Origin of the sequence: Microbacterium sp. BLY (genome assembly GCF_017939615.1) — a bacterium.
In the GTDB taxonomy this organism is placed as follows: Bacteria; Actinomycetota; Actinomycetes; order Actinomycetales; family Microbacteriaceae; genus Microbacterium.
In genome coordinates, this window is the sequence record NZ_JAGKSR010000001.1 from 135,842 (window position 1) to 153,577 (window position 17,736).

19 protein-coding genes and 1 tRNA gene are annotated in these 17,736 nt (G+C 68.9%); 4 read left to right on the forward strand and 16 right to left on the reverse strand.

From position 1 onward, the window contains the following. Positions 1 to 21: 21 nt before the first annotated feature. The 3 genes from KAF39_RS00705 to KAF39_RS00715 form a co-directional block, all read right to left on the reverse strand. Positions 22 to 990 carry a carbohydrate ABC transporter permease gene (locus tag KAF39_RS00705; RefSeq protein ID WP_210675522.1) on the reverse strand — a complete coding sequence of 323 codons (969 nt, stop codon included), beginning with the start codon at positions 988 to 990 and terminating at the stop codon, positions 22 to 24. Further along, positions 990 to 2,327 carry a carbohydrate ABC transporter permease gene (locus KAF39_RS00710; RefSeq protein ID WP_210675523.1) on the reverse strand — a complete coding sequence of 446 codons (1,338 nt, stop codon included), beginning with the start codon at positions 2,325 to 2,327 and terminating at the stop codon, positions 990 to 992. The genes KAF39_RS00705 and KAF39_RS00710 overlap by 1 nt, the downstream gene beginning before the upstream one ends. 110 nt (positions 2,328 to 2,437) lie before the next feature. Continuing rightward, the gene (locus KAF39_RS00715) at positions 2,438 to 3,760 is read right to left on the reverse strand and encodes an ABC transporter substrate-binding protein (protein ID WP_210675524.1); all 1,323 of its coding nucleotides are present in this window, start codon (positions 3,758 to 3,760) and stop codon (positions 2,438 to 2,440) included. A gap of 283 nt (positions 3,761 to 4,043) precedes the next feature. On the opposite strand from KAF39_RS00715, the gene KAF39_RS00720 reads away from it, so the two are divergent. Continuing rightward, positions 4,044 to 5,048 (forward strand): LacI family DNA-binding transcriptional regulator, encoded by a 1,005-nt coding sequence (locus KAF39_RS00720; RefSeq protein WP_210675525.1) that lies wholly within the window; start codon positions 4,044 to 4,046, stop codon positions 5,046 to 5,048. Positions 5,049 to 5,112: 64 nt separating this feature from the next. Here KAF39_RS00720 and rplL read toward each other — a convergent pair whose 3' ends face one another. From rplL to KAF39_RS00735, 3 genes are all read right to left on the reverse strand, one after another. After that, complete coding sequence (rplL, locus tag KAF39_RS00725; protein ID WP_025104227.1) at positions 5,113 to 5,496, reverse strand: 50S ribosomal protein L7/L12; 384 nt, start codon at positions 5,494 to 5,496, stop codon at positions 5,113 to 5,115. 48 nt (positions 5,497 to 5,544) lie between these two features. Beyond that, on the reverse strand, positions 5,545 to 6,033 hold the full coding sequence (rplJ, locus tag KAF39_RS00730) for a 50S ribosomal protein L10 (protein WP_025104226.1): 489 nt from the start codon (positions 6,031 to 6,033) through the stop codon (positions 5,545 to 5,547). A gap of 364 nt (positions 6,034 to 6,397) precedes the next feature. Next, positions 6,398 to 7,372, reverse strand: coding sequence for a hypothetical protein (locus KAF39_RS00735; RefSeq protein ID WP_210675526.1), 975 nt, complete (start codon positions 7,370 to 7,372; stop codon positions 6,398 to 6,400). A 239-nt stretch (positions 7,373 to 7,611) separates the two neighbouring features. On the opposite strand from KAF39_RS00735, the gene KAF39_RS00740 reads away from it, so the two are divergent. Then, positions 7,612 to 8,292, forward strand: coding sequence for a YqaJ viral recombinase family protein (locus tag KAF39_RS00740; protein WP_210675527.1), 681 nt, complete (start codon positions 7,612 to 7,614; stop codon positions 8,290 to 8,292). A 48-nt stretch (positions 8,293 to 8,340) separates the two neighbouring features. Here the strand turns inward: KAF39_RS00740 and KAF39_RS00745 are convergent, their stop codons facing one another. Next, positions 8,341 to 9,270: a LysR family transcriptional regulator ArgP gene (locus KAF39_RS00745; RefSeq protein WP_246878196.1), complete on the reverse strand. Its 930-nt coding sequence runs from the start codon at positions 9,268 to 9,270 to the stop codon at positions 8,341 to 8,343. Between the two features lie 25 nt (positions 9,271 to 9,295). Between KAF39_RS00745 and lysE the strand changes: the two genes are divergently transcribed. Beyond that, positions 9,296 to 9,949 carry an L-lysine exporter gene (lysE, locus tag KAF39_RS00750; protein WP_210675528.1) on the forward strand — a complete coding sequence of 218 codons (654 nt, stop codon included), beginning with the start codon at positions 9,296 to 9,298 and terminating at the stop codon, positions 9,947 to 9,949. Between the two features lie 4 nt (positions 9,950 to 9,953). On the opposite strand, the gene KAF39_RS00755 is transcribed toward lysE, so the two are convergent. The 9 genes from KAF39_RS00755 to KAF39_RS00795 form a co-directional block, all read right to left on the reverse strand. Further along, entirely contained in the window at positions 9,954 to 10,307 is a 354-nt protein-coding gene (locus KAF39_RS00755; protein WP_210675529.1) for a DUF1801 domain-containing protein, read from the reverse strand. Between the two features lie 45 nt (positions 10,308 to 10,352). Beyond that, the gene (locus KAF39_RS00760) at positions 10,353 to 11,156 is read right to left on the reverse strand and encodes an amino acid ABC transporter ATP-binding protein (protein WP_374093329.1); all 804 of its coding nucleotides are present in this window, start codon (positions 11,154 to 11,156) and stop codon (positions 10,353 to 10,355) included. Further along, the gene (locus KAF39_RS00765) at positions 11,143 to 11,808 is read right to left on the reverse strand and encodes an amino acid ABC transporter permease (protein ID WP_187662191.1); all 666 of its coding nucleotides are present in this window, start codon (positions 11,806 to 11,808) and stop codon (positions 11,143 to 11,145) included. The genes KAF39_RS00760 and KAF39_RS00765 overlap by 14 nt, the downstream gene beginning before the upstream one ends. Positions 11,809 to 11,811: 3 nt before the next feature. Then, complete coding sequence (locus KAF39_RS00770) at positions 11,812 to 12,627, reverse strand: amino acid ABC transporter substrate-binding protein (RefSeq protein ID WP_210675530.1); 816 nt, start codon at positions 12,625 to 12,627, stop codon at positions 11,812 to 11,814. Positions 12,628 to 12,814: 187 nt separating this feature from the next. Next, complete coding sequence (rplA, locus tag KAF39_RS00775; RefSeq protein WP_025102336.1) at positions 12,815 to 13,504, reverse strand: 50S ribosomal protein L1; 690 nt, start codon at positions 13,502 to 13,504, stop codon at positions 12,815 to 12,817. 11 nt (positions 13,505 to 13,515) lie between these two features. Then, positions 13,516 to 13,947, reverse strand: coding sequence for a 50S ribosomal protein L11 (rplK, locus tag KAF39_RS00780; protein WP_025102337.1), 432 nt, complete (start codon positions 13,945 to 13,947; stop codon positions 13,516 to 13,518). 290 nt (positions 13,948 to 14,237) lie between these two features. Further along, the gene (nusG, locus tag KAF39_RS00785) at positions 14,238 to 15,272 is read right to left on the reverse strand and encodes a transcription termination/antitermination protein NusG (protein WP_210675531.1); all 1,035 of its coding nucleotides are present in this window, start codon (positions 15,270 to 15,272) and stop codon (positions 14,238 to 14,240) included. 42 nt (positions 15,273 to 15,314) lie between these two features. Continuing rightward, positions 15,315 to 15,587, reverse strand: a complete 273-nt coding sequence (gene secE, locus KAF39_RS00790) for a preprotein translocase subunit SecE (protein ID WP_101848474.1) — start codon at positions 15,585 to 15,587, stop codon at positions 15,315 to 15,317. Positions 15,588 to 15,626: 39 nt separating this feature from the next. Then, positions 15,627 to 15,699 (reverse strand) — tRNA-Trp (locus KAF39_RS00795). 191 nt (positions 15,700 to 15,890) lie between these two features. Between KAF39_RS00795 and KAF39_RS00800 the strand changes: the two genes are divergently transcribed. Next, positions 15,891 to 17,714, forward strand: a complete 1,824-nt coding sequence (locus KAF39_RS00800) for an HSP90 family protein (RefSeq protein ID WP_210675532.1) — start codon at positions 15,891 to 15,893, stop codon at positions 17,712 to 17,714. Positions 17,715 to 17,736 lie beyond the last annotated feature (22 nt).

Sequence of the window (17,736 nt, forward strand, 5' to 3'; positions counted from 1 at the left end):
GTCCCTGAGCCCGTCGAAGGGTCAGCCCTTGGTCGCGCCGGCCAGCAGGCCGCGCACGAAGAAGCGCTGCAGGGCGAAGAACACGATCAACGGGACGATGATCGAGATGAACGTTCCCGCCGACTGCAGGAACCACTTGTTGCCCCAGGTCCCGGACAGGGAGTTCAGCGCCTGGGTGATCGGCAGGGCGCCGGGCGAGGCGAAGATCGTCGCGACCAGCAGGTCGTTCCACACCCAGAGGAACTGGAAGATCGCGAACGAGGCGATCGCGGGAGCGGCCAGCGGCAGGATGATCCGGAAGAACACCTGACCGTGTCCGGCACCGTCCACACGGGCCGCCTCGATGATCTCGCCGGGGATCTCGGAGATGAAGTTGTGGAGCATGAACGTCGCGAGCGGCAGGGCGAAGATCGCGTGCGCGATCCAGACGCGGGCGAAGCTGTACTGCACCTCGTTCAGTCCGAACCCGGGGAAGACGGGCACGTCGTTGATCGTCAGGCCGTCCGAGAACAGGCTCAGCAGCGGCACGAGCGCCATCTGCAGCGGCACGATCTGCAGGGCGAACACGAAGATGAACAGCATGTTCCGACCCTTGAAGTCGATCCAGGCGAAGGCGTACGCGGCGAGCGAGGCCATGACGATCGGGAAGACCGTCGCGGGGATCGTGATCGCCAGCGAGTTCACGAAGGCGGTCGCGAGGGTGGTCGACGTGCCGCCCGAGTTCCACGCCTGCACGTAGTTGTCGAACGTGAACTCGGGGTTGGCGAAGACCGTCCACCATCCGCTGTTCTGCGTGTCCGCTCCCGGGCGGAACGAGGTGACGAACAGCCCGAAGGTCGGGATGGTCCAGAAGAGGGCGATGACCGCGGCCGCGATCGTCGCACCCTTCGAGGTCAGCTTCTTGTGGGCGATCGCCTCGTTACGGCGTGTGTCCCGCGCCACCTGGCGCTTGGTGCGGTTGTCCACGACGGTGGCCTGCGTTGCACTCATCAGCGGATCTCCCTCTGCTTGGCCATCGATCGGGCGTTGTAGACGATGAGCGGCAACACGAACAGGAACAGCACGACGGCGAGCGCCGACGAGTGCCCGTAACTCTGGAACCGCTGCTGCTGGTTGACCATCTCGAAGCCGAGGACGCTGGTCTCATCCCGGCCACCGGTCATCACGGCGACGATGTCGTACACCTTGAGCGACGCGATCGTGATGGTCGTGAGCACCACGATCAGCGACGACCGGATGCCGGGCACGGTCACGTTGCGGAAGCGCTGCCAGGCGTTCGTGCCGTCGAGCTCGGCCGCCTCCATCTGCTCCACCGGGACCGCCTTGATGGCCGCCGAGAGGATGACCATCGCGAATCCCGTCTGGGTCCAGATGAAGACGATGAGCAGCATGAGCGTGTTGAGGATCGGCTTGATCGCCAGCCACTGCACCGGATCGCCGCCGAACGCGGTGACGATGGCGTTGAGGAGGCCGATCTGGTCGCCCTGGCGGGCGTCGTACATGAACTTCCAGATGATGCCGGCGCCGACGAACGAGATCGCCACCGGCATGAACACGAGCACCTTGAGGAACTTCTCGCCGCGCGCCCGGTCGATGAAGACGGCGTAGGCGAGGCCGATGACCACCGAGATCACCGGAGCGAGCAGCGCCCAGATGATCGTGTTGATCACCGACGAGGTGCCGACCGGGTTGGTGAAGACCCAGATGTAGTTCTCGAGTCCGACGAACTCGTCGCCGGTCTTGTCGAAGAAGGACTTGAAGATCGTCGAGATCGCCGGGTAGATCAGGCCCAGCAGCAGCATGATCGAGGCCGGAGCCATGAACAGCACGAGCTGGAACAGGTAGCCGGCTCCCTGCCGGGCGCGGAAGTCGGCGAAGAAGAGGAGTCCGCCGACGAGCAGCGCGATGGCGACCACGTAGACGACGGCGTTCGCATAGGGGCGCAGCAGCAGGAGCGCCACCACCGGGATCACCAGGCAGGCCACCAACCGCATGATGAAGTAGCCGCGACCGGCCCGCGGGGCGAACTCGATGAGGACGAGGATCAGGGCGACCACCACGCCGAACACCAGCAGCACGGCCGGGATCTGCACGAGGGGGTTCAAGCCGCCGAGCCACAGGAAGAAGCTGTTGAGCGAGAACCCGATGGTGATCCGCGAGGACTCCTCGGTCGGCGCGGTGAACGCGAGGAGCAGCGCGAGAGCGACGACGACCACGAAGCCGATCGCGAGGACCGTGCGCGTGACGTTCCTCCCCTTGGCGTCGGTGCCGTGCGTCGTCGGCGGAGCATCAGCCTCGACGGGTTTCTCGATGGTCGCGTGCGACATGGACGTCCCCTTCTGGGTAGAGCTGGGTTCCCGGGCGGTACGGATCGGTGGAGCGGGGCCGGGCTGTGCAGCCCGGCCCCGCTCGGCCTACGACGATCGCGTGGAGGCGATCAGTTCTCGTAGCCGGCCTGGATGTCGGAGAGCACCGTCTCGGTGTCCTTGCCGTCGATCCAGTCGACCATGCCCTTCCAGAACGACCCGGAGCCGACCGTCGACGGCATCAGGTCGGACGCGTCGAATCGGAAGGTGGTCGCGTCGTCCTGCATGATGGTCATCGCCTCCTGGAGGAACTCGCTCGAGGCGAGGCTCGGGTCGGCGTTCTTGTTGGCGGAGATCACACCACCGAGCTCGACGCGTGCGTCGGCGAACTCCGGCGATGCCATGAACTCGAGCACCTTCTGGGTGGCCTCGTCGTCGGAGAACGCGGCGACGAACTCGCCACCACCCTCGACCTGGAGCTCACCGGCGGTCTCGCCCGGCATGATGAACGCGTAGACGTCGCCGTCCGGCGCGACCTCGGGGACGTTGCCGTCCGCGGTCTCCGTGTCGAGGAAGTTCGCCGACAGGAACGACGCCTGGTGGGTCAGCGCGCAGTCACCCTTCGCCACAGCGTTGGCGACGTCGCCGAACGCGGTGGAGTTGATGCTCTTCACGTCGCCGTAGCCCGCATTGACGTACTCCGGGTTGAGGAGGATCTCGCCCACGGCGTCGAAGGCCTGCTTGATCTCCGGGTCGGTGAACTTCACGTCACCCGCGACCCACTGGTCGTAGACCTCGGGGCCCGACTGACGCAGGACGAGGTCCTCGACCCAGTCCGTCCCCGGCCAGCCGGAGGCGGCCTCGGAGGCGAAGCCGGCGCACCACGCGGGGCCGCCGGTCTTCTCGACGATGGTGTCGGTGAGGGCGATCATGTCGTCCCAGGTCTCCGGGACCTCGACGCCCCACTCGGCGAACTGCTTCGGCGAGTACCAGACGTAGCCCTTGAGGTTCGCGAGCATCGGCGCCGCGTAGAAGGTGTCGTCGAACGTGCCGTACTTCTTCCAGTCCTCGGACCAGTTCTCGTCGACCGCGGCCTCGACGGCGTCGGTGGCGGGCTGGACCTTGCCGGTGTCGACGAGGGTCTTGAGCAGGCCGGGCTGCGGGACGATCGCGATGTCCGGGGCGTCGCCGCCGGTCACCTTCGTGACGATGTTGCCCTCGAAGCCCTTGTCGCCGGTGTACTCGACCTTGATGCCGGTGTCCTTCGTGAACTGCTCGAAGGAGGCGTTGAGGTCATCGGCCTCGACGCCCGTGATGCCGCCGGAGATGCGGACGGTGTCCTTGGTCTCCCCGCCCTCGTCGCCTCCACCCTCGGCGCAGCCGGCGAGCGCCAGAGACGCGACGCCGACGAGTGCGATGGGGGCGAGCAGGCGGTATCGCTGTGACAAAGCCATGTACTTCTCCTCTTCGGTGGATCATCCGTCCGCCCAAAGGTGAGAGCAATCGCCGCAACCATTGGGGAACCGATTCCAGGACAACCTACCCGGGTTCCTTCTCGGCGTACAACTGGGGAAGGTTACAAGATCACAACCCTTTGACCCCGGCGCCCACACGAACGTGAGAGCGCTCCCACATCGGCGCGTCTGGAACCGGTTCCTCCCCCGGCGCGAACCGGCTACGATGGCTCCCGGCGAGCCTCCGTCCTCGCCGTCGTGGAACCGGGTCGAGGAGGACACGATGAGCACGATCGCCGACGTCGCGACGCGCGCCGGTGTGTCCAAGGCGACCGCGAGCCGCGCCCTCAGCGGACGCGGGTACGTCTCGGAGGAAACCCGGCTGCGGGTGGAAGACGCCGCCCAGGCCCTCGCCTATGTCGCCCACTCCTCCGCCACGAGCCTGGCCACGGGGCGTACCGGAACGGTGGGCCTGGTGATGCCGCCGGTCGATCGCTGGTTCTTCTCCGAACTGCTGGCCGGCGTGCAGGAGTCGCTCCTCGCCCTCGACTACGACCTCTCGCTGTACGGCGTCCCCGAGCGCTCGGAGACCCGGGAGCGCCTGTTCGAGAGCGTGCTCCCCGGGCGCCGCTTCGACGGCATCATCGCCGTCGGCATCCAGCCCAGCGCCCGCGAGCTGGAGCGCCTGCACCGCACGGGGCGGCCACTCGTGAGCGTGGGGCCGTACAGCGGGGGCTCCAGCGCGGTGTCCATCGACGATGCCGCCGCCGCGCGGATCGCGACCGAGCACCTGATCGAGCTCGGGCACACCGACATCGCCTTCGTCGGCGGGTCCGCCGACGACGCCGATCTGAGCTACGGCGACACCCGCCGCCTGGCCGGCTATCGGGAGGCCCTGCACGCGGCCGGCCTGGCACCCCGGGCGCGCATCGCCGGCGCCCCACCCACGATGCCCGGCGGATACACCGCCGCGGCCGGGCTCCTCGGAGACCGGCGTCACCGCCCGACGGCGATCGTCGGCGTCTGCGACGAGGCGGCGATCGGAGCGGTGATCGCGGCCCGCCGCCTGGGCATCGCCGTCCCGACCGAGCTCAGCGTCGTCGGTATCGACGACCACGAGCATGCCGAGATGTTCTCCCTCACCACCATCGGACAGGCGCCGCGGGAGCAGGGGCGGGAGGCGGTGCGTCTGCTGACCCGGCGCATGACCGCCCCGGACGCCCCGCTGGAGCGGATCGATGCCGCGTCGGCGCTCGTCGTGCGCAGCTCGACCGCCCCGCCGCGCTGATCCCGGACGCACGAAGGCCCCGGGCGGAACCCGGGGCCTTCGCAGAAGCGCTGGTGCGCTGGAATTACTTGAGGGTGACGGTCGCGCCGGCCTCTTCCAGAGCAGCCTTGGCCTTCTCGGCCGTCTCCTTGTTGGCGCCCTCGAGGACGGCCTTCGGAGCACCGTCGACGACGGCCTTGGCCTCGCCGAGGCCGAGCGAGGTGAGCTCGCGGACAGCCTTGATGACCTGGATCTTCTTGTCGCCGGCAGCCTCAAGGATGACGTCGAAGGAGTCCTTCTCCTCCTCGGCCGCGGCCTCGCCTGCGCCGCCAGCGGCACCGGCGACGGCGACGGGGGCAGCAGCGGTGACCTCGAACTTCTCCTCGAACGCCTTCACGAACTCGTTGAGCTCGATGAGGGTCAGGCCGGCGAACTGCTCGAGCAGCTCCTCGGTGGAAAGCTTCGCCATGATGTATCTCCTAGATAGATGGGGTTTGTAGACGAGATCGCCGGACGCTTACGCGGCCTCGGCGGTCTCCAGCTTTTCGCGAAGCGCGTCGATGGTGGCGGCAGCCTTGCCCATCGTCGCCTTCATCATTCCCGCGGCCTTCGCCAGCAGAACCTCACGGCTCTCGAGCGAGGCGTACGTGTTGACCTCGTCGGCGGTGAGGGCCTTGCCCTCGAAGATGCCCGACTTGATCACGAGAAGCGGGTTGGCCTTGGCGAAGTCACGCAGAGCCTTGGCGGTGGCGACGAAGTCACCGTGCACGAACGCGACAGCCGACGGCCCCTTGAGGTCATCGTCCAGCGCGGAGATGCCGGCCTTGTTGGCGGCGATCTTGGTCAGCGTGTTCTTCACCACGGCGTACTCAGCGTCCTGACGGATGCTGTTGCGCAGCTGCTTGAGCTGGGCAACCGTCAGACCGCGGTACTCGGTCAGCAGGACGGCGTTCGAGTTCTCGAATGACTTCGTGAGCTCGTTGACCGATGCATCCTTCTGCGCCATGGTCACTCCTTGGTGTGTACGAGGCGCCGCACGGTGGTGGGGCGCCGGCCTCCGACCCCCTGCAAAAGAGAAGAGCTCCGGCGCAAGCGCACGGAGCTCGGAAGTTCGTGACACCTGCGCGGGCCCCTGCGATGCAGAGCTTCGATCCTGCGTGCTTGCGCACACACGATGACCAGCGGTCTTCGGTTGCCCCCACTCTACCCCACCCCCACCTCTCCCCCAAATCCCCCGCTCTCCCCCAAATCCCCCGCCCTCTCCCCCAAATCCCCCGCCCTCTCCGTCGACCCACCCCTTTCGGTGCGCCCCGGCCCCTTTCGGTCGCACGCAAGGGGCCGGGGCACACAAAAGGGGGTGGGTCGACGACTCAGCGGGCGAAGAGGCCGAGGGCCCGGAAGTGCGCGTCTGCCGCGGCGAGTGAGGCGACGTGCTCGCTCGACACACGGATCACCCGCCAGCCGGTGGTTCCGCGCACCCAGTCCTCGCGGCTCTTCTCGTCGAGGACGACCTGCGCCGCCGTCCGGCCGCCACGGAGGTCCTCATCCAGATACTTGTCCCGACCGTCGCACTCCACGAAGGTGCGGGACTGGTCGACGGCGATGTCCATCCAGAATCGGCCGCCGCGCGTTCCGTCCACCGGCACTTGCAGGCGCGGCCTCCCGAAGCCGAGTTGATGCAGCCGGTACCGCGTCACGCTCTCCAGAGGCAGCTGTGCGCGACCGTCGGCGAGGCTCACGATCCGACGCGCCTGCACGATGCCGCGGAGCCGGGGACGGCGGACCCGGTCCGCGAGGTCCGCCAGGAGAGCCTGCTCCGCGGTGTCGTCGAACTCCCACGGGTCACCGCCGACGAGGGCGAGCGCGGCATCGGCGGCCGCGAGGGCCGCCTCCGGAGCGACGGTCCGCGCGAGGTCCGCCACGGTCCGGCCGAGAGAGGTGCAGCGGATGCCGTCGCGCTCCACGATGTCACCGGCGGGAACCGCGCCTTCGTGCCGGAGGATGCCCGGCGTGCTGTGCCGCTGGTCCGGCGGGGCCGTCACGTGGACCCTCGTCGGCCGCAGCCGATACAGCGGCAGTCCCCACAGCACCGCAGCCGAGGCGTGCGAGAACACGGGCCCTGGCCCCGAGGCCGCGAGGTCGGCGGCCACCACCTCCGCCCGGTGCCGCGACTCCGGGGCGAGCTCGCTCCACGTCCGCACCCCGAGGTACCACCCGCGTCGCACGTGATGCAGCTGCCGTCCCTCCACCGCGGCGCGGAGCGTCCGAGACGCCCAGCCCTCCTCCTCCAGCCGTTGACGGCCGAGGAGCATGGCCCTGATCTCGTCCACGCTCACCTGTCTCATCCCCCGACTCTCACCCCACTTCCGGCCGATCCCCCGCCTCCCTTCCGTTCCCCACACCCCTTCCGTCCCTCGCGGCACTTGTGCAGGAATCACCCCTCGTTCCTGACCCGCCCCCTTGCGTGCGTCCCACCCCCTTTCGGTCGTCCGGAAGGGGGTGGGACGCACGAAAGGGGGTGGGTCGAGGGGGCGGGGCGGCGTGTACGGCCAGGCGAGGATGCGGGGAGAGTTAGAGTCGAGAGGTGACCCCGGAACTCCTCGAACGCATCGTCGCGGACTCGCGCGACCGCGTGGCATGGATGAGGGCGCGGTCTCGCGGCATCACGGCCACCGACGTCGCCGGACTCACCAGCGAACGCTCGATCGCACGGGCCGCCGACGCCAAACTCGGCGGAGGGCCCCGGTTCGGCGGCAACGCCTACACCGACCACGGCCGACGCCGGGAGCCGGAGATCGCGGCCTGGGTCGCCGCCACGCACGGGATCATGCCGTCCTCGGCCCTGTTCCGCGCCGAGGTCGAGCACCGCCACCTGGCCACCCCGGACGGGATCGCCGTCGACGCCGACGGACGGGTCAGCCTCGCCGAGATCAAGACGACCAACAAGGCCTTCCGCGGCATCCCGCGCACCTATCTCCGTCAGGTGTGGTGGCAGCAGCACGTGCTGGGGGCCGAGCGCACGCTGTTCGTCTGGGAGGAGCACGTCGACTTCTCCCCCGTGCACGACGAGCCGCGGTGCGTCTGGATCGACCGCGACGACCGGGAGATCGCGAAGCTCGTCGGCCTCGCGACCGACCTCATCGACGAGCTGTATCGGCGCACCACCGGCCGGAGCATCCCGACGCGCACCGCCTCCCCGGCGGACAGCCGTCGCGAGCAGCTCCGCGAGCGCGACGCCTTCCGCGCCCTCGCCCTCGCCGACTGACACGCACGCGGAGGGCGCCGACGTCGGCCGCGCCGGGATCCCGACCGGTCAGCGGACCGGGGCGAGCACGAGCCGCGCCTCGGCGGCCACCTCGGCCGCGATCGTGTCGAGGAGCTCCGAACGCAGGTTCCACTGCTGCCAGTACAGCGTGACGCGGACCACGGGGCCACCGAGCGGGACGAGGTCGGGTGACTCCTGCAACCGGGGAACCATGCCCCATCCGAGCCCGAGTCCCACGGCGAGCGCATAGTCGTGCGAGGCCGGCACGTAGTGGCGCGGCACTCCCTGCGGAGACACCCCCTTCGCGGTGAGCCACTCATGCTGCAGGGTGTCCCTGCGGTCGAAGTCGACGAAGGGCGCCTCCCTCAGCGCGGCGGCGGTCACCCCCTCCGGGAACCAGCGACGCACGTAGTCCGGCGCGGCCAGGGCACGGTACTCGAGCACGCCGAGCGGCGAGACGGTACACCCCGCGACGGCGGTGTCCTCACTCGTGACCGCCGCCATGACCGTGCCGGACTCGAGCAGCCGTGCCGTGAAGTTCTGGTCGTCGCGGTGGAGGTCCATATCGATGTCATGCGTGCGTGACAACCGGGCCAGCGGCGCGAGGAACCAGGTCGCCAGGGAGTCGGCGTTGACCGCGAGGGGCACGGTGATCCGGCGCCCGCCGCGGCCCTCGTCGATGCCCACGCCCGCGAGCGCGTCGTGCTCCAGGAGGGCGATCTGGCGGGCGAGACGCACGACCGCCTCCCCCGCCTCCGTGAGGCGCACCGGTTTGCTGCGCACCAGGAGGATCCGCCCGAGCTGCTCCTCGAGCGCCTTGAGCCGCTGACTGACCGCCGACGGGGTGAGGCGCAGCCGACGCGAAGCCGCATCGAGCGTGCCCTCGTCGGCCACCGCGGCCAGGGTCGCCGCACCTTCCGGATCGATCTTCACATCAGCGATGCTAATGGTGCGGAAAGAATCTTCGCTTCCACTCATGTCCGCGCCTTCCTAGGCTCGACTCATGCTCACCCTCCTCGCGGGCCTCGGTCTCGGCCTGTCGCTCATCGTCGCGATCGGCGCCCAGAACGTCTTCGTGTTGCGGCAGGGCATCCGGCGGGAACACGTCCTCGCGGTCGTCATCGTCTGCGCCGTGTCCGACGCAGTGCTGATCGTCGCCGGTGTCGCGGGGCTCGGGTTCGTGCTGTCGGCGGCGCCGTGGCTCGTGGTCGTCGCCCGCGTGGCGGGAGCGCTCTTCCTCTTCGGCTACGGACTGCTCGCGGCACGGCGGGCGTGGCGCGGCGGCGAGGAGCTGGTCATCGACGGCGGCGACGCGCCGGCACTGCCGCCCCAGGGCGGCACCGCGACGATGACCCGCACGCGCCTCGCCCCGGTGATCCTCACGACCCTCGCGCTGACCTGGCTCAACCCGCACGTTTACCTCGACACCGTCCTCATGCTGGGCTCGATCGCAGCCACGCACGGGGAGGAGCGGTGGCTCTTCGCGGCCGGAGCGGTGGCGGCGAGCCTCGTCTGGTTCACCGCCCTCGGCTTCGGCGCGCGCTACCTCGGCCGGTGGCTGCGCACGCCGCGCTCCTGGCGCATCCTCGACGCCGTGATCGCGGTGGTGATGATCACGCTCGCGGTCAGCCTCGTCCTGCCCGTCGTCGGCGGCTGAGCGTTCACGCCTCGATCTGCGACACCCGCGCCCGCACGAGGGCGCGGACGGCCTCCTCGGGCAGAGGCTGCTCGGGCTGGAACCGGATCGTGCCCTTGTCGAGGCTGACGTCCGGATGCCCCTCGAGGAGTCCGGCGACGGCGGCGACCGCCTCGGGGCTGAACGGGTAGACGCCGATGTGCTTCCTCGCGCGCATCACCGACAGCAGGGGCTTGCCGGCGTAGACGAGCGCCGGCATGCCGTAGCCCTTGCCCTGCTCCGCCTCCGGCACCTCCTCACGAGCGATCGCATACAGGCGATCGACCGCCGCGCGGTCGGAGGAGTCGAGATCGGCCAGGTAGTCGTCGATGGTGCCCACGAACGGCATCCTGCCATCGATCGGCTCGCGGGTCGAGGGGCGGAGTCAGACGCCGTCGAGCGGGCGCAGGATGCGGGTGAGGAACCGCTGCGTGCGCTCGTGCTGCGGGGCGCTGAACAGCTGCGCGGGCGGCCCCTGCTCCACCACGACCCCGCCGTCCAGGAAGAGCACGTGATCGGCCGCCTCCCGCGCGAAGCTCAACTCGTGCGTCACCACGGCCATCGTCCATCCCTCGTCGGCGAGCTCCTTGATGACGAGGAGCACCTCCCCCACGAGTTCTGGATCGAGCGCGCTCGTCGGCTCGTCGAACAGCAGCAGGTCTGGTTGCAAGGCCAGCGCCCGCACGATGCCCACCCGCTGCTGCTGCCCGCCGGAGAGCTGATGCGGCCGCGCATCCGCCTTGTCCGCCAGGCCCACGCGGGCGAGCAGCGCCCGCGCCTCGGCGACGACCTCGGCCTTGGGGCGCCCCTGCACCCGCCAGGGACCCTCGATCACGTTCTCCAGCACCGTGAGGTGCGGGAAGAGGTTGTGATGCTGGAAGACCATCGCCGACCGGTCACGCAGCGCGAGCCGCTGCTGCTTCGCGACACGGGGCTTCGGACGGACCTCCGGTGCGAAGTCGATCTCCGGGCCCCCGGCCATCGCGATGGTGCCGGCGTCCGGCGTCTCCAGGCCGTTCAGGGCCCGCAGGACGGTCGTCTTCCCCGAGCCGCTGGGACCGATGAGCACGACGACCTCGCCACGGTGCAGGGTGAGGTCGAAACCGCGCAGCACCTCGGTGGCGCCGAAGCTCTTGTGCAGGCCCCGTGCGGTGAGCAGCGGTTCGGCCATGGGGTCAGTGCGCGACACGACTGTCGAGCCTCCTCTCCAGGGCGCTCTGCCCGAAGGAGAGCACCAGGCAGATCACCCAATAGACCAGCGCCGCCGCCAGATACAGCACCATGAACTCGAGCGTCGTCGAGGCGATCTGCTGCGCCACCTTGAACAACTCCGTCACGAGGATCAGCGAGGTGAGGGAGGTGTCCTTCACGAGCGAGATGAACGTGTTGGACAGCGGGGGCACCGACACCCGAGCGGCCTGGGGCAGGATGATACGGGTCAGCGTCCGCGTGCGGTTCATGCCGACCGTGTACGCGGCCTCCCACTGCCCCTTCGGCACCGAGAGGATCGCCGCCCGCACGACTTCGGCGCCGTAGCCGCCGACGTTGAGCGAGAGGGCGATGATCGCACTCGGCCAGGGATCGAGGGTCACCCCGACGGACGGCAGACCGTAGAAGATCACGAAGAGCTGCACGAGCATCGGGGTGCCGCGGATCACCGAGATGTAGAACCGCGCGATGCCGGAAACGACCGGGTGCACGGAGATCCGCATCAGCGCCATGCCGATCGCGATCACGAGCCCCAGGACGAACGACACGAGGGCGAGCGGGATCGTCGCCGTCAGCCCCGCCCAGGCGATCGGCCCGAGCGAGGAGAAGAAGAGCTCCCAGGGGTTCTGCATCGCCTACTGCGAGACGTCTTCGCCGAAGTACTTCTCGCTGATCTCGGCCAGGGTGCCGTCGGCGCGGAGCTTGGCGAGCGCCTCGTCGACCGCGTCGACGAGCGCCTCCTTGTCCTTCGTGAAGACGAACGCCTGCTCCCCGGCGTCCTCGGTCTCCGCGGCGATCTTGAGGCCCGTCGGGCTGTTGGTCGTCTCGTAGTCGAGGAACGTCAGCTTGTCGTTGATGGTCGCGTCCACGCGCCCCTGGCGGAGGAGCTCCACCGCCTGGGCCCAGCCCTCGACGCCCTCGACCTTGGCGCCGGACTCGGTGGCCAGCTCGTACCAGTTGCTCGTGAGGGACTGCGCCGTCGTCTTGCCCTCGAGGTCGTCGAAGGACGAGATGGAGTCGTCGTCCTCCTTGACCACGATGACGCCGGGCGACACCGTGTAGGGGCTGCTGAAGAGGTACTTGGCCTCACGCTCGTCATTGATGGACACCTGGTTCGCGATCACGTCGAACCGGCCCGCGTCGAGGCCCGCGAAGATCGCGTCCCACTGCGTCTCCTGGAACTCGACCTCCAGGCCGAGCTCGTCCGCGACCGCCTGGATGATCTCGACGTCGTAGCCGGTGAGGTCACCGGAGCCGCCGTCACCGTGGAAGCTGAACGGGCGGTAGGTGCCCTCGGTCGCGACCGTCAGCGTGCCGTCCTTCACCAGGCCGAAGTCGGAGCCGGCGGCGCTCTCACCGTCGGTGCTCGTGGGCGTGGACGAGCCGCTGCAGGCGGTCAGTGCGGCAGCAGCGACGACGAGTGCGGTGACGGCGATGAGACGACGGGACATGGACCCTCCTGGGGCGAGAAAGCGCGGATGCGAGTTTACGCGACGACCGCGGGAACTCCCCCACAGTACGCGGCGGCACCGACCTTCCCCGCATCGGATGACGCCCCGTGTCGGGGCACCGAACGCAGAACGCCCCCGGGCGGACCCGGGGGCGTTCGGTGCGACAGGTGCGAGACCCGTCGACGCGTCAGATGGCGTTGACGTCCAGCGGGATGCCGGGGCCGAACGTGGTCGACACCGCACCCTTCTGGATGTAACGGCCCTTGGCGCTGGACGGCTTGAGGCGGACGATCTCCTCGAGAGCGGCGTCGATGTTCTCGTTCAGCTGCTCGGCCGAGAACGAGGCCTTGCCGATGACGAAGTGCACGTTGGCGTGCTTGTCGACGCGGAACTCGATCTTTCCGCCCTTGATCTCCTCGACGGCCTTGGCCGGGTTCGGAGTCACGGTGCCGGTCTTCGGGTTCGGCATCAGGCCACGCGGACCGAGCACCTTGCCGAGACGGCCGACCTGGCCCATGAGCTCCGGGGTCGAGACCGCGGAGTCGAAGTTGGTCCAGCCGTCGGCGACCTTCTGGATGAGCTCGGCGCCGCCGACCTCATCGGCGCCGGCAGCGATCGCCGCCTCGGCCGCGGGGCCGGTGGCGAACACGATGACGCGGGCGGTCTTACCGGTGCCGTGGGGCAGGATGACGGTGCCGCGCACCATCTGGTCCGCCTTGCGGGGGTCGACGGCGAGCTTCAGCGCGACCTCGACGGTCGAGTCGAACTTCGCCGAACCGGTCTCCTTCGCGAGCGCGACGGCCTCGGACGGCGTGTAGAAGCGGTCTGCCTCGATCTTCTCGGCGGCAGCCTTGTAAGCCTTGGACTTGGTAGCCATGATTATTCTCCTCAGCCCTCGACCGTGATGCCCATGGAACGAGCGGTGCCGGCGATGATCTTCGAGGCGGCCTCGATGTCGTTCGCGTTCAGGTCGGCCTGCTTCTGCTCGGCGATCTGACGGACCTGGTCCTTGGTGATCTTGCCGACCTTGACGGTGTGCGGGGTGGCCGAGGCCTTCTGCACGCCGGCAGCCTTCTTGATGAGTTCCGCCGCGGGCGGGGTCTTCAGGACGAAGGTGAAGCTGCGGTCCTCGTAGACGGTGATCTCGACGGGGATGACGTTGCCGCGCTGCGACTCGGTCGCGGCGTTGTACGCCTTGCAGAACTCCATGATGTTGACGCCATGCTGACCGAGCGCGGGGCCGATCGGCGGCGCCGGGTTGGCGGCACCGGCGTTGATCTGAAGCTTGATCAGGCCGGTCACCTTCTTCTTCGGTGCCATTCTCTTTCCTTTCCTCGAGGCGGATGCGAGCACCCGCTTCTCCCACGGCTCCGGCCTCTCCGGCCCGTGGTCGTCCGTGCGCCCTTCGACAATCTCAGCGGCACACAAACCACGTAAGTCTACCTGATCGCTCCCCCGGTCGCGAGCCGGCCCTTTCCGTGCGAGCCGGCCCTGTGCGTGCGTCCGCAATGGGCCGGGAGGCACGAAAGGGGGTGGGTCGAGGGAAAAGAAAACGGCCGCCCGGGAGGGCGGCCGTTCTCGTGCACTTCGGCAGGCTCAGTGACCCCCGGTCAGATCATCTTGGTGACCTGGTCGAACGACAGCTCGACCGGGGTCTCACGCTCGAAGAGCGAGACGAGGACCGTGAGCTTGCCGCTCTCCGGCTTGATCTCGCTGATCGAACCGGGAAGACCCGCGAACGAGCCCTCCTTGATCGTGATGGTCTCGCCGACCTCGAAGTCGACCTCGGCGGGAAGCGGACGAGCGACGGCGACGCCGCCCTTGGCCGCGATGTTCTTGGCGGTCGGGACGTCCTTGACCTCGACGAGCGACTTCAGCATGTTGAAGGCCTCTTCGAAGCGCAGCGGCGTCGGATTGTGGGCGTTGCCCACGAAGCCGGTCACACCGGGGGTGTGGCGGACGACCGACCACGTGTCTTCCGTGAGCTCCATGCGCACCAGCACGTAGCCGGGGATGCGCACACGGGTGACCATCTTGCGCTGGCCGTTCTTGATCTCGACGACGTCCTCCATCGGGACCTCGACCTGGTAGATCTCGTCCTCGACCTCGAGCGTCGACTTGCGCTGCTCGATGTTCGCCTTGACCTTGCGCTCGAAGCCGGCATAGGAGTGGATGACGTACCACTTGCCGGGAAGCATGCGCAGATCCATGCGGAAGGCCTCGTACGGGTCCTCCTCGGCGGCATCCTCGTCCTCGTCGGCGTCGGCCGCGGGACGGTCGTCCTCGCCGTTCACGTCGGGACCGTCGTACGGGGTGACCTCGTCGGCGGCCTCGGCCTCCTGCTCCGCGACGTCTTCCGCCACGGAGTCGTTGAGGACCTCGGCGGCGGCCTCGGACTCCGCTGCCTCGTCCAGGTTCAGAGCGTCGTTCACGATGGCGTCCGCCTCCGGGTCGTCGATGTCGATGTCGATGTCTTCCGTCTCCTGCTCGCCGTCCTCGTCCTCGACGTGGACCGCGACATGCTCGGCAGGGGTCACCGAGAACTCCTCGGCGGCGAGCACGTTGCCCTCCTGGGCCTCGTCCTCCTCGCTGGACTGCTCTGCGGCGGTCGCCCAGTCGGCGTCGTCGGAATATCGTTCAGACACGTTGCTTCTTCTCCATAGCTGCGGCGGTCGCCGCGGGGGTCATCAGCCAGGGATTCCGAACACGTAGTGCGTCAGGAGCCCGAAGACGTAGTCGAGACCGTAGACGATGCCCATGACGATCAGGACGAAGACGAGCACCACACCCGTGAACTTGAAAAGCTCCTTGCGGGTCGGGGTGACGACCTTGCGCAGTTCGGCGATGACCTGGCGGATGAACAGGGCGATGCCCCCGAAGAACCGGGAGAAGGGGTTGCCCTTCTTCTGGCGCGTGGCGCCGGCCGCGACGACTTCGCCGCGCGGTTCGTCCTGATCCATCCTGAATGTACCTTTCGTGTGTCAGCGTGCGCTGACGCGCAGGGCGGACAGGAATCGAACCTGCAACCTGCGGTTTTGGAGACCGCTGCTCTGCCAATTGAGCTACCGCCCTAGAGACCCGGAGGTCTCGGGGATGCCCTCCCATCCTGCCTCCGGCCGATGTCGTAGACGCCAGGCACGGCGAAAGAATGCAGAGAACAACTGCTCCACAAGCATACGGCATCGATCCGGTGGTGCCGAACAGGAAGGGGAACCCGCGTTGTTGCTAGGCTCGGCGGGCGGACGAAGCAGGAAGGGACGCATGTGAGCGGGGATGTGCAGCAGTTCCAGGTGGATCTGCGGGGGGTCGTCGATCTGCTCAGCCGGCACATCTACTCCAGTCCCCGCGTGTATATGCGCGAGCTGCTGCAGAACGCCAGGGACGCGATCGCGGCGCGGCGCGAGGTCGACGGGGGCGGCAGCCGCATCCGGATCACGCCGCTCACCGCGCAGTCGGGCGAGTTCGTCCTCCGCGACGACGGCGTGGGGCTGACCTCGACGGAGGTCGCCGATCTCCTCGCGACGGTCGGGCGCAGCTCGAAGCGCGACATCTTCGATCTCCCCCGGAGCGACTTCCTCGGCCAGTTCGGCATCGGGCTGCTCAGCTGCTTCATGGTCGCCGACACCATCGTCATCCGCTCGCGCAGCGCCAGGGGCGGCGCGGCGGTCGAATGGACGGGCAGCGCCGACGGCACCTTCCGCGTGACCGAGATCGACGACGACCTCCCGATCGGGACCAGCGTGCACCTCGTGCCGCGCTTCGACGCCGACGAACTGCTGCGACCGGCTGCCGTGCACGAGCTCGCGACCACGTTCGGGGAGTTCCTGCCCGTGCGCGTGACGATCGACGCCCCCGGAGGAGACGTCGACGTCACCCGCGAGGCCCCCTTCCTCGACCCCGCCGCCGACATCGACGCGGCCGTGCAGTACGGTCGCGACCTGCTCGGCGCCGCCCCGCTGGACGTGATCCCGCTGAGCGAGCCCGCGACGGGGACCCAGGGGCTGGCCTACGTGCTGCCCTTCGCCCCGCCGCCCGGTGCCCGACAGGCCACACGCATGTACCTGGGACGCATGCTGCTCTCCGAACGGGTCGACGACGTCCTCCCCGACTGGGCGTTCTTCGTCCGCGCCGTGATCGACTCCACCGGCCTCGCGCCGACCGCGAGCAGGGAATCCCTCGTCGAGGACACGGCGCTGGAGCACGTGCGCGAACAGCTCGGCGCGGGCATCCGCCGCTGGATCCTCGAGCTCGGCCTGCGCGAACCGCACCGCCTCGCGCAGTTCGTGGCCGTCCACGAGGTCGGCCTGAAGTCGCTCGTGCGCCACGACGAGGAACTCGCGCGGTTCATCACCCGCTGGCTCACCGTCGAGACCACCCACGGCACCCTCCGCATCGGCGACCTCGTGGAGCGCTACCCGCACGTGCGCTACGCCCCGACCGTCGACGAGTTCCGTCAGGTGGCAGGGATCTCGCCGGCCGACGAGGTGCTGGTCAACGGCGGCTATCTGTACGACGCGGACGTCGTCCGCCTGCTCCCCGACCTCTACCCCCACGTCACCGTCGAGAAGGTCGACGTCACCGGAGAACTCGACCGCCTCGACCCGCCGCCGCTCGACGACCGCGACGCCGCGATGGCGCTGGAGAGCCGCGCCGGGGCGGTGCTCGCGGCCTCCGACTGCGCCGTGGTCGTGCGGGCCATCGACCGCCCTGCGCTGACCGGCCTGTACGTCGCCGACCCCGAGGTCCTCCGGACGATCGACCGCGGACGCACCAAGGGGATCGCCAACACGCTCTGGGGCGGGGTCCTCGACCGGATCGACCAGACCGTGTCGTCGGCCCGCGACGACGACCTCAGCGCGCGTCTCTGCCTGAACTGGTCGAACCGGGTCGTGCGCGCCCTCGTCCGCGTCGAGGACGACGCGGTGTTCGCGCGCACCGTCCAGCTGCTCTACATCCAGGCGCTCCTGGCAGGACACCACCCGCTCGCGGACGCGGACAGGGCACTGATGACCAGCGCTCTCTCCGACCTCGTCTCCCTCTCCGCCGGCATCGAAGAGGACACGCTTCCCTTCGACGACGCGCGCTGACACCCCACCCGAAGGATCCTTC

What these genes read in the sequence shown, in the direction of transcription:
- KAF39_RS00705 (WP_210675522.1), bottom strand. Translation starts at nt 990, where the DNA reads ATGAGTGCAACGCAGGCCACCGTCGTGGACAACCGCACCAAGCGCCAG.
- KAF39_RS00710 (WP_210675523.1), bottom strand. Translation starts at nt 2,327, where the DNA reads ATGTCGCACGCGACCATCGAGAAACCCGTCGAGGCTGATGCTCCGCCG.
- KAF39_RS00715 (WP_210675524.1), bottom strand. Translation starts at nt 3,760, where the DNA reads ATGGCTTTGTCACAGCGATACCGCCTGCTCGCCCCCATCGCACTCGTC.
- KAF39_RS00720 (WP_210675525.1), top strand. Translation starts at nt 4,044, where the DNA reads ATGAGCACGATCGCCGACGTCGCGACGCGCGCCGGTGTGTCCAAGGCG.
- rplL (WP_025104227.1), bottom strand. Translation starts at nt 5,496, where the DNA reads ATGGCGAAGCTTTCCACCGAGGAGCTGCTCGAGCAGTTCGCCGGCCTG.
- rplJ (WP_025104226.1), bottom strand. Translation starts at nt 6,033, where the DNA reads ATGGCGCAGAAGGATGCATCGGTCAACGAGCTCACGAAGTCATTCGAG.
- KAF39_RS00735 (WP_210675526.1), bottom strand. Translation starts at nt 7,372, where the DNA reads ATGAGACAGGTGAGCGTGGACGAGATCAGGGCCATGCTCCTCGGCCGT.
- KAF39_RS00745 (WP_246878196.1), bottom strand. Translation starts at nt 9,270, where the DNA reads ATGAGTGGAAGCGAAGATTCTTTCCGCACCATTAGCATCGCTGATGTG.
- lysE (WP_210675528.1), top strand. Translation starts at nt 9,296, where the DNA reads ATGCTCACCCTCCTCGCGGGCCTCGGTCTCGGCCTGTCGCTCATCGTC.
- KAF39_RS00765 (WP_187662191.1), bottom strand. Translation starts at nt 11,808, where the DNA reads ATGCAGAACCCCTGGGAGCTCTTCTTCTCCTCGCTCGGGCCGATCGCC.
- KAF39_RS00770 (WP_210675530.1), bottom strand. Translation starts at nt 12,627, where the DNA reads ATGTCCCGTCGTCTCATCGCCGTCACCGCACTCGTCGTCGCTGCTGCC.
- rplA (WP_025102336.1), bottom strand. Translation starts at nt 13,504, where the DNA reads ATGGCTACCAAGTCCAAGGCTTACAAGGCTGCCGCCGAGAAGATCGAG.
- rplK (WP_025102337.1), bottom strand. Translation starts at nt 13,947, where the DNA reads ATGGCACCGAAGAAGAAGGTGACCGGCCTGATCAAGCTTCAGATCAAC.
- secE (WP_101848474.1), bottom strand. Translation starts at nt 15,587, where the DNA reads ATGGATCAGGACGAACCGCGCGGCGAAGTCGTCGCGGCCGGCGCCACG.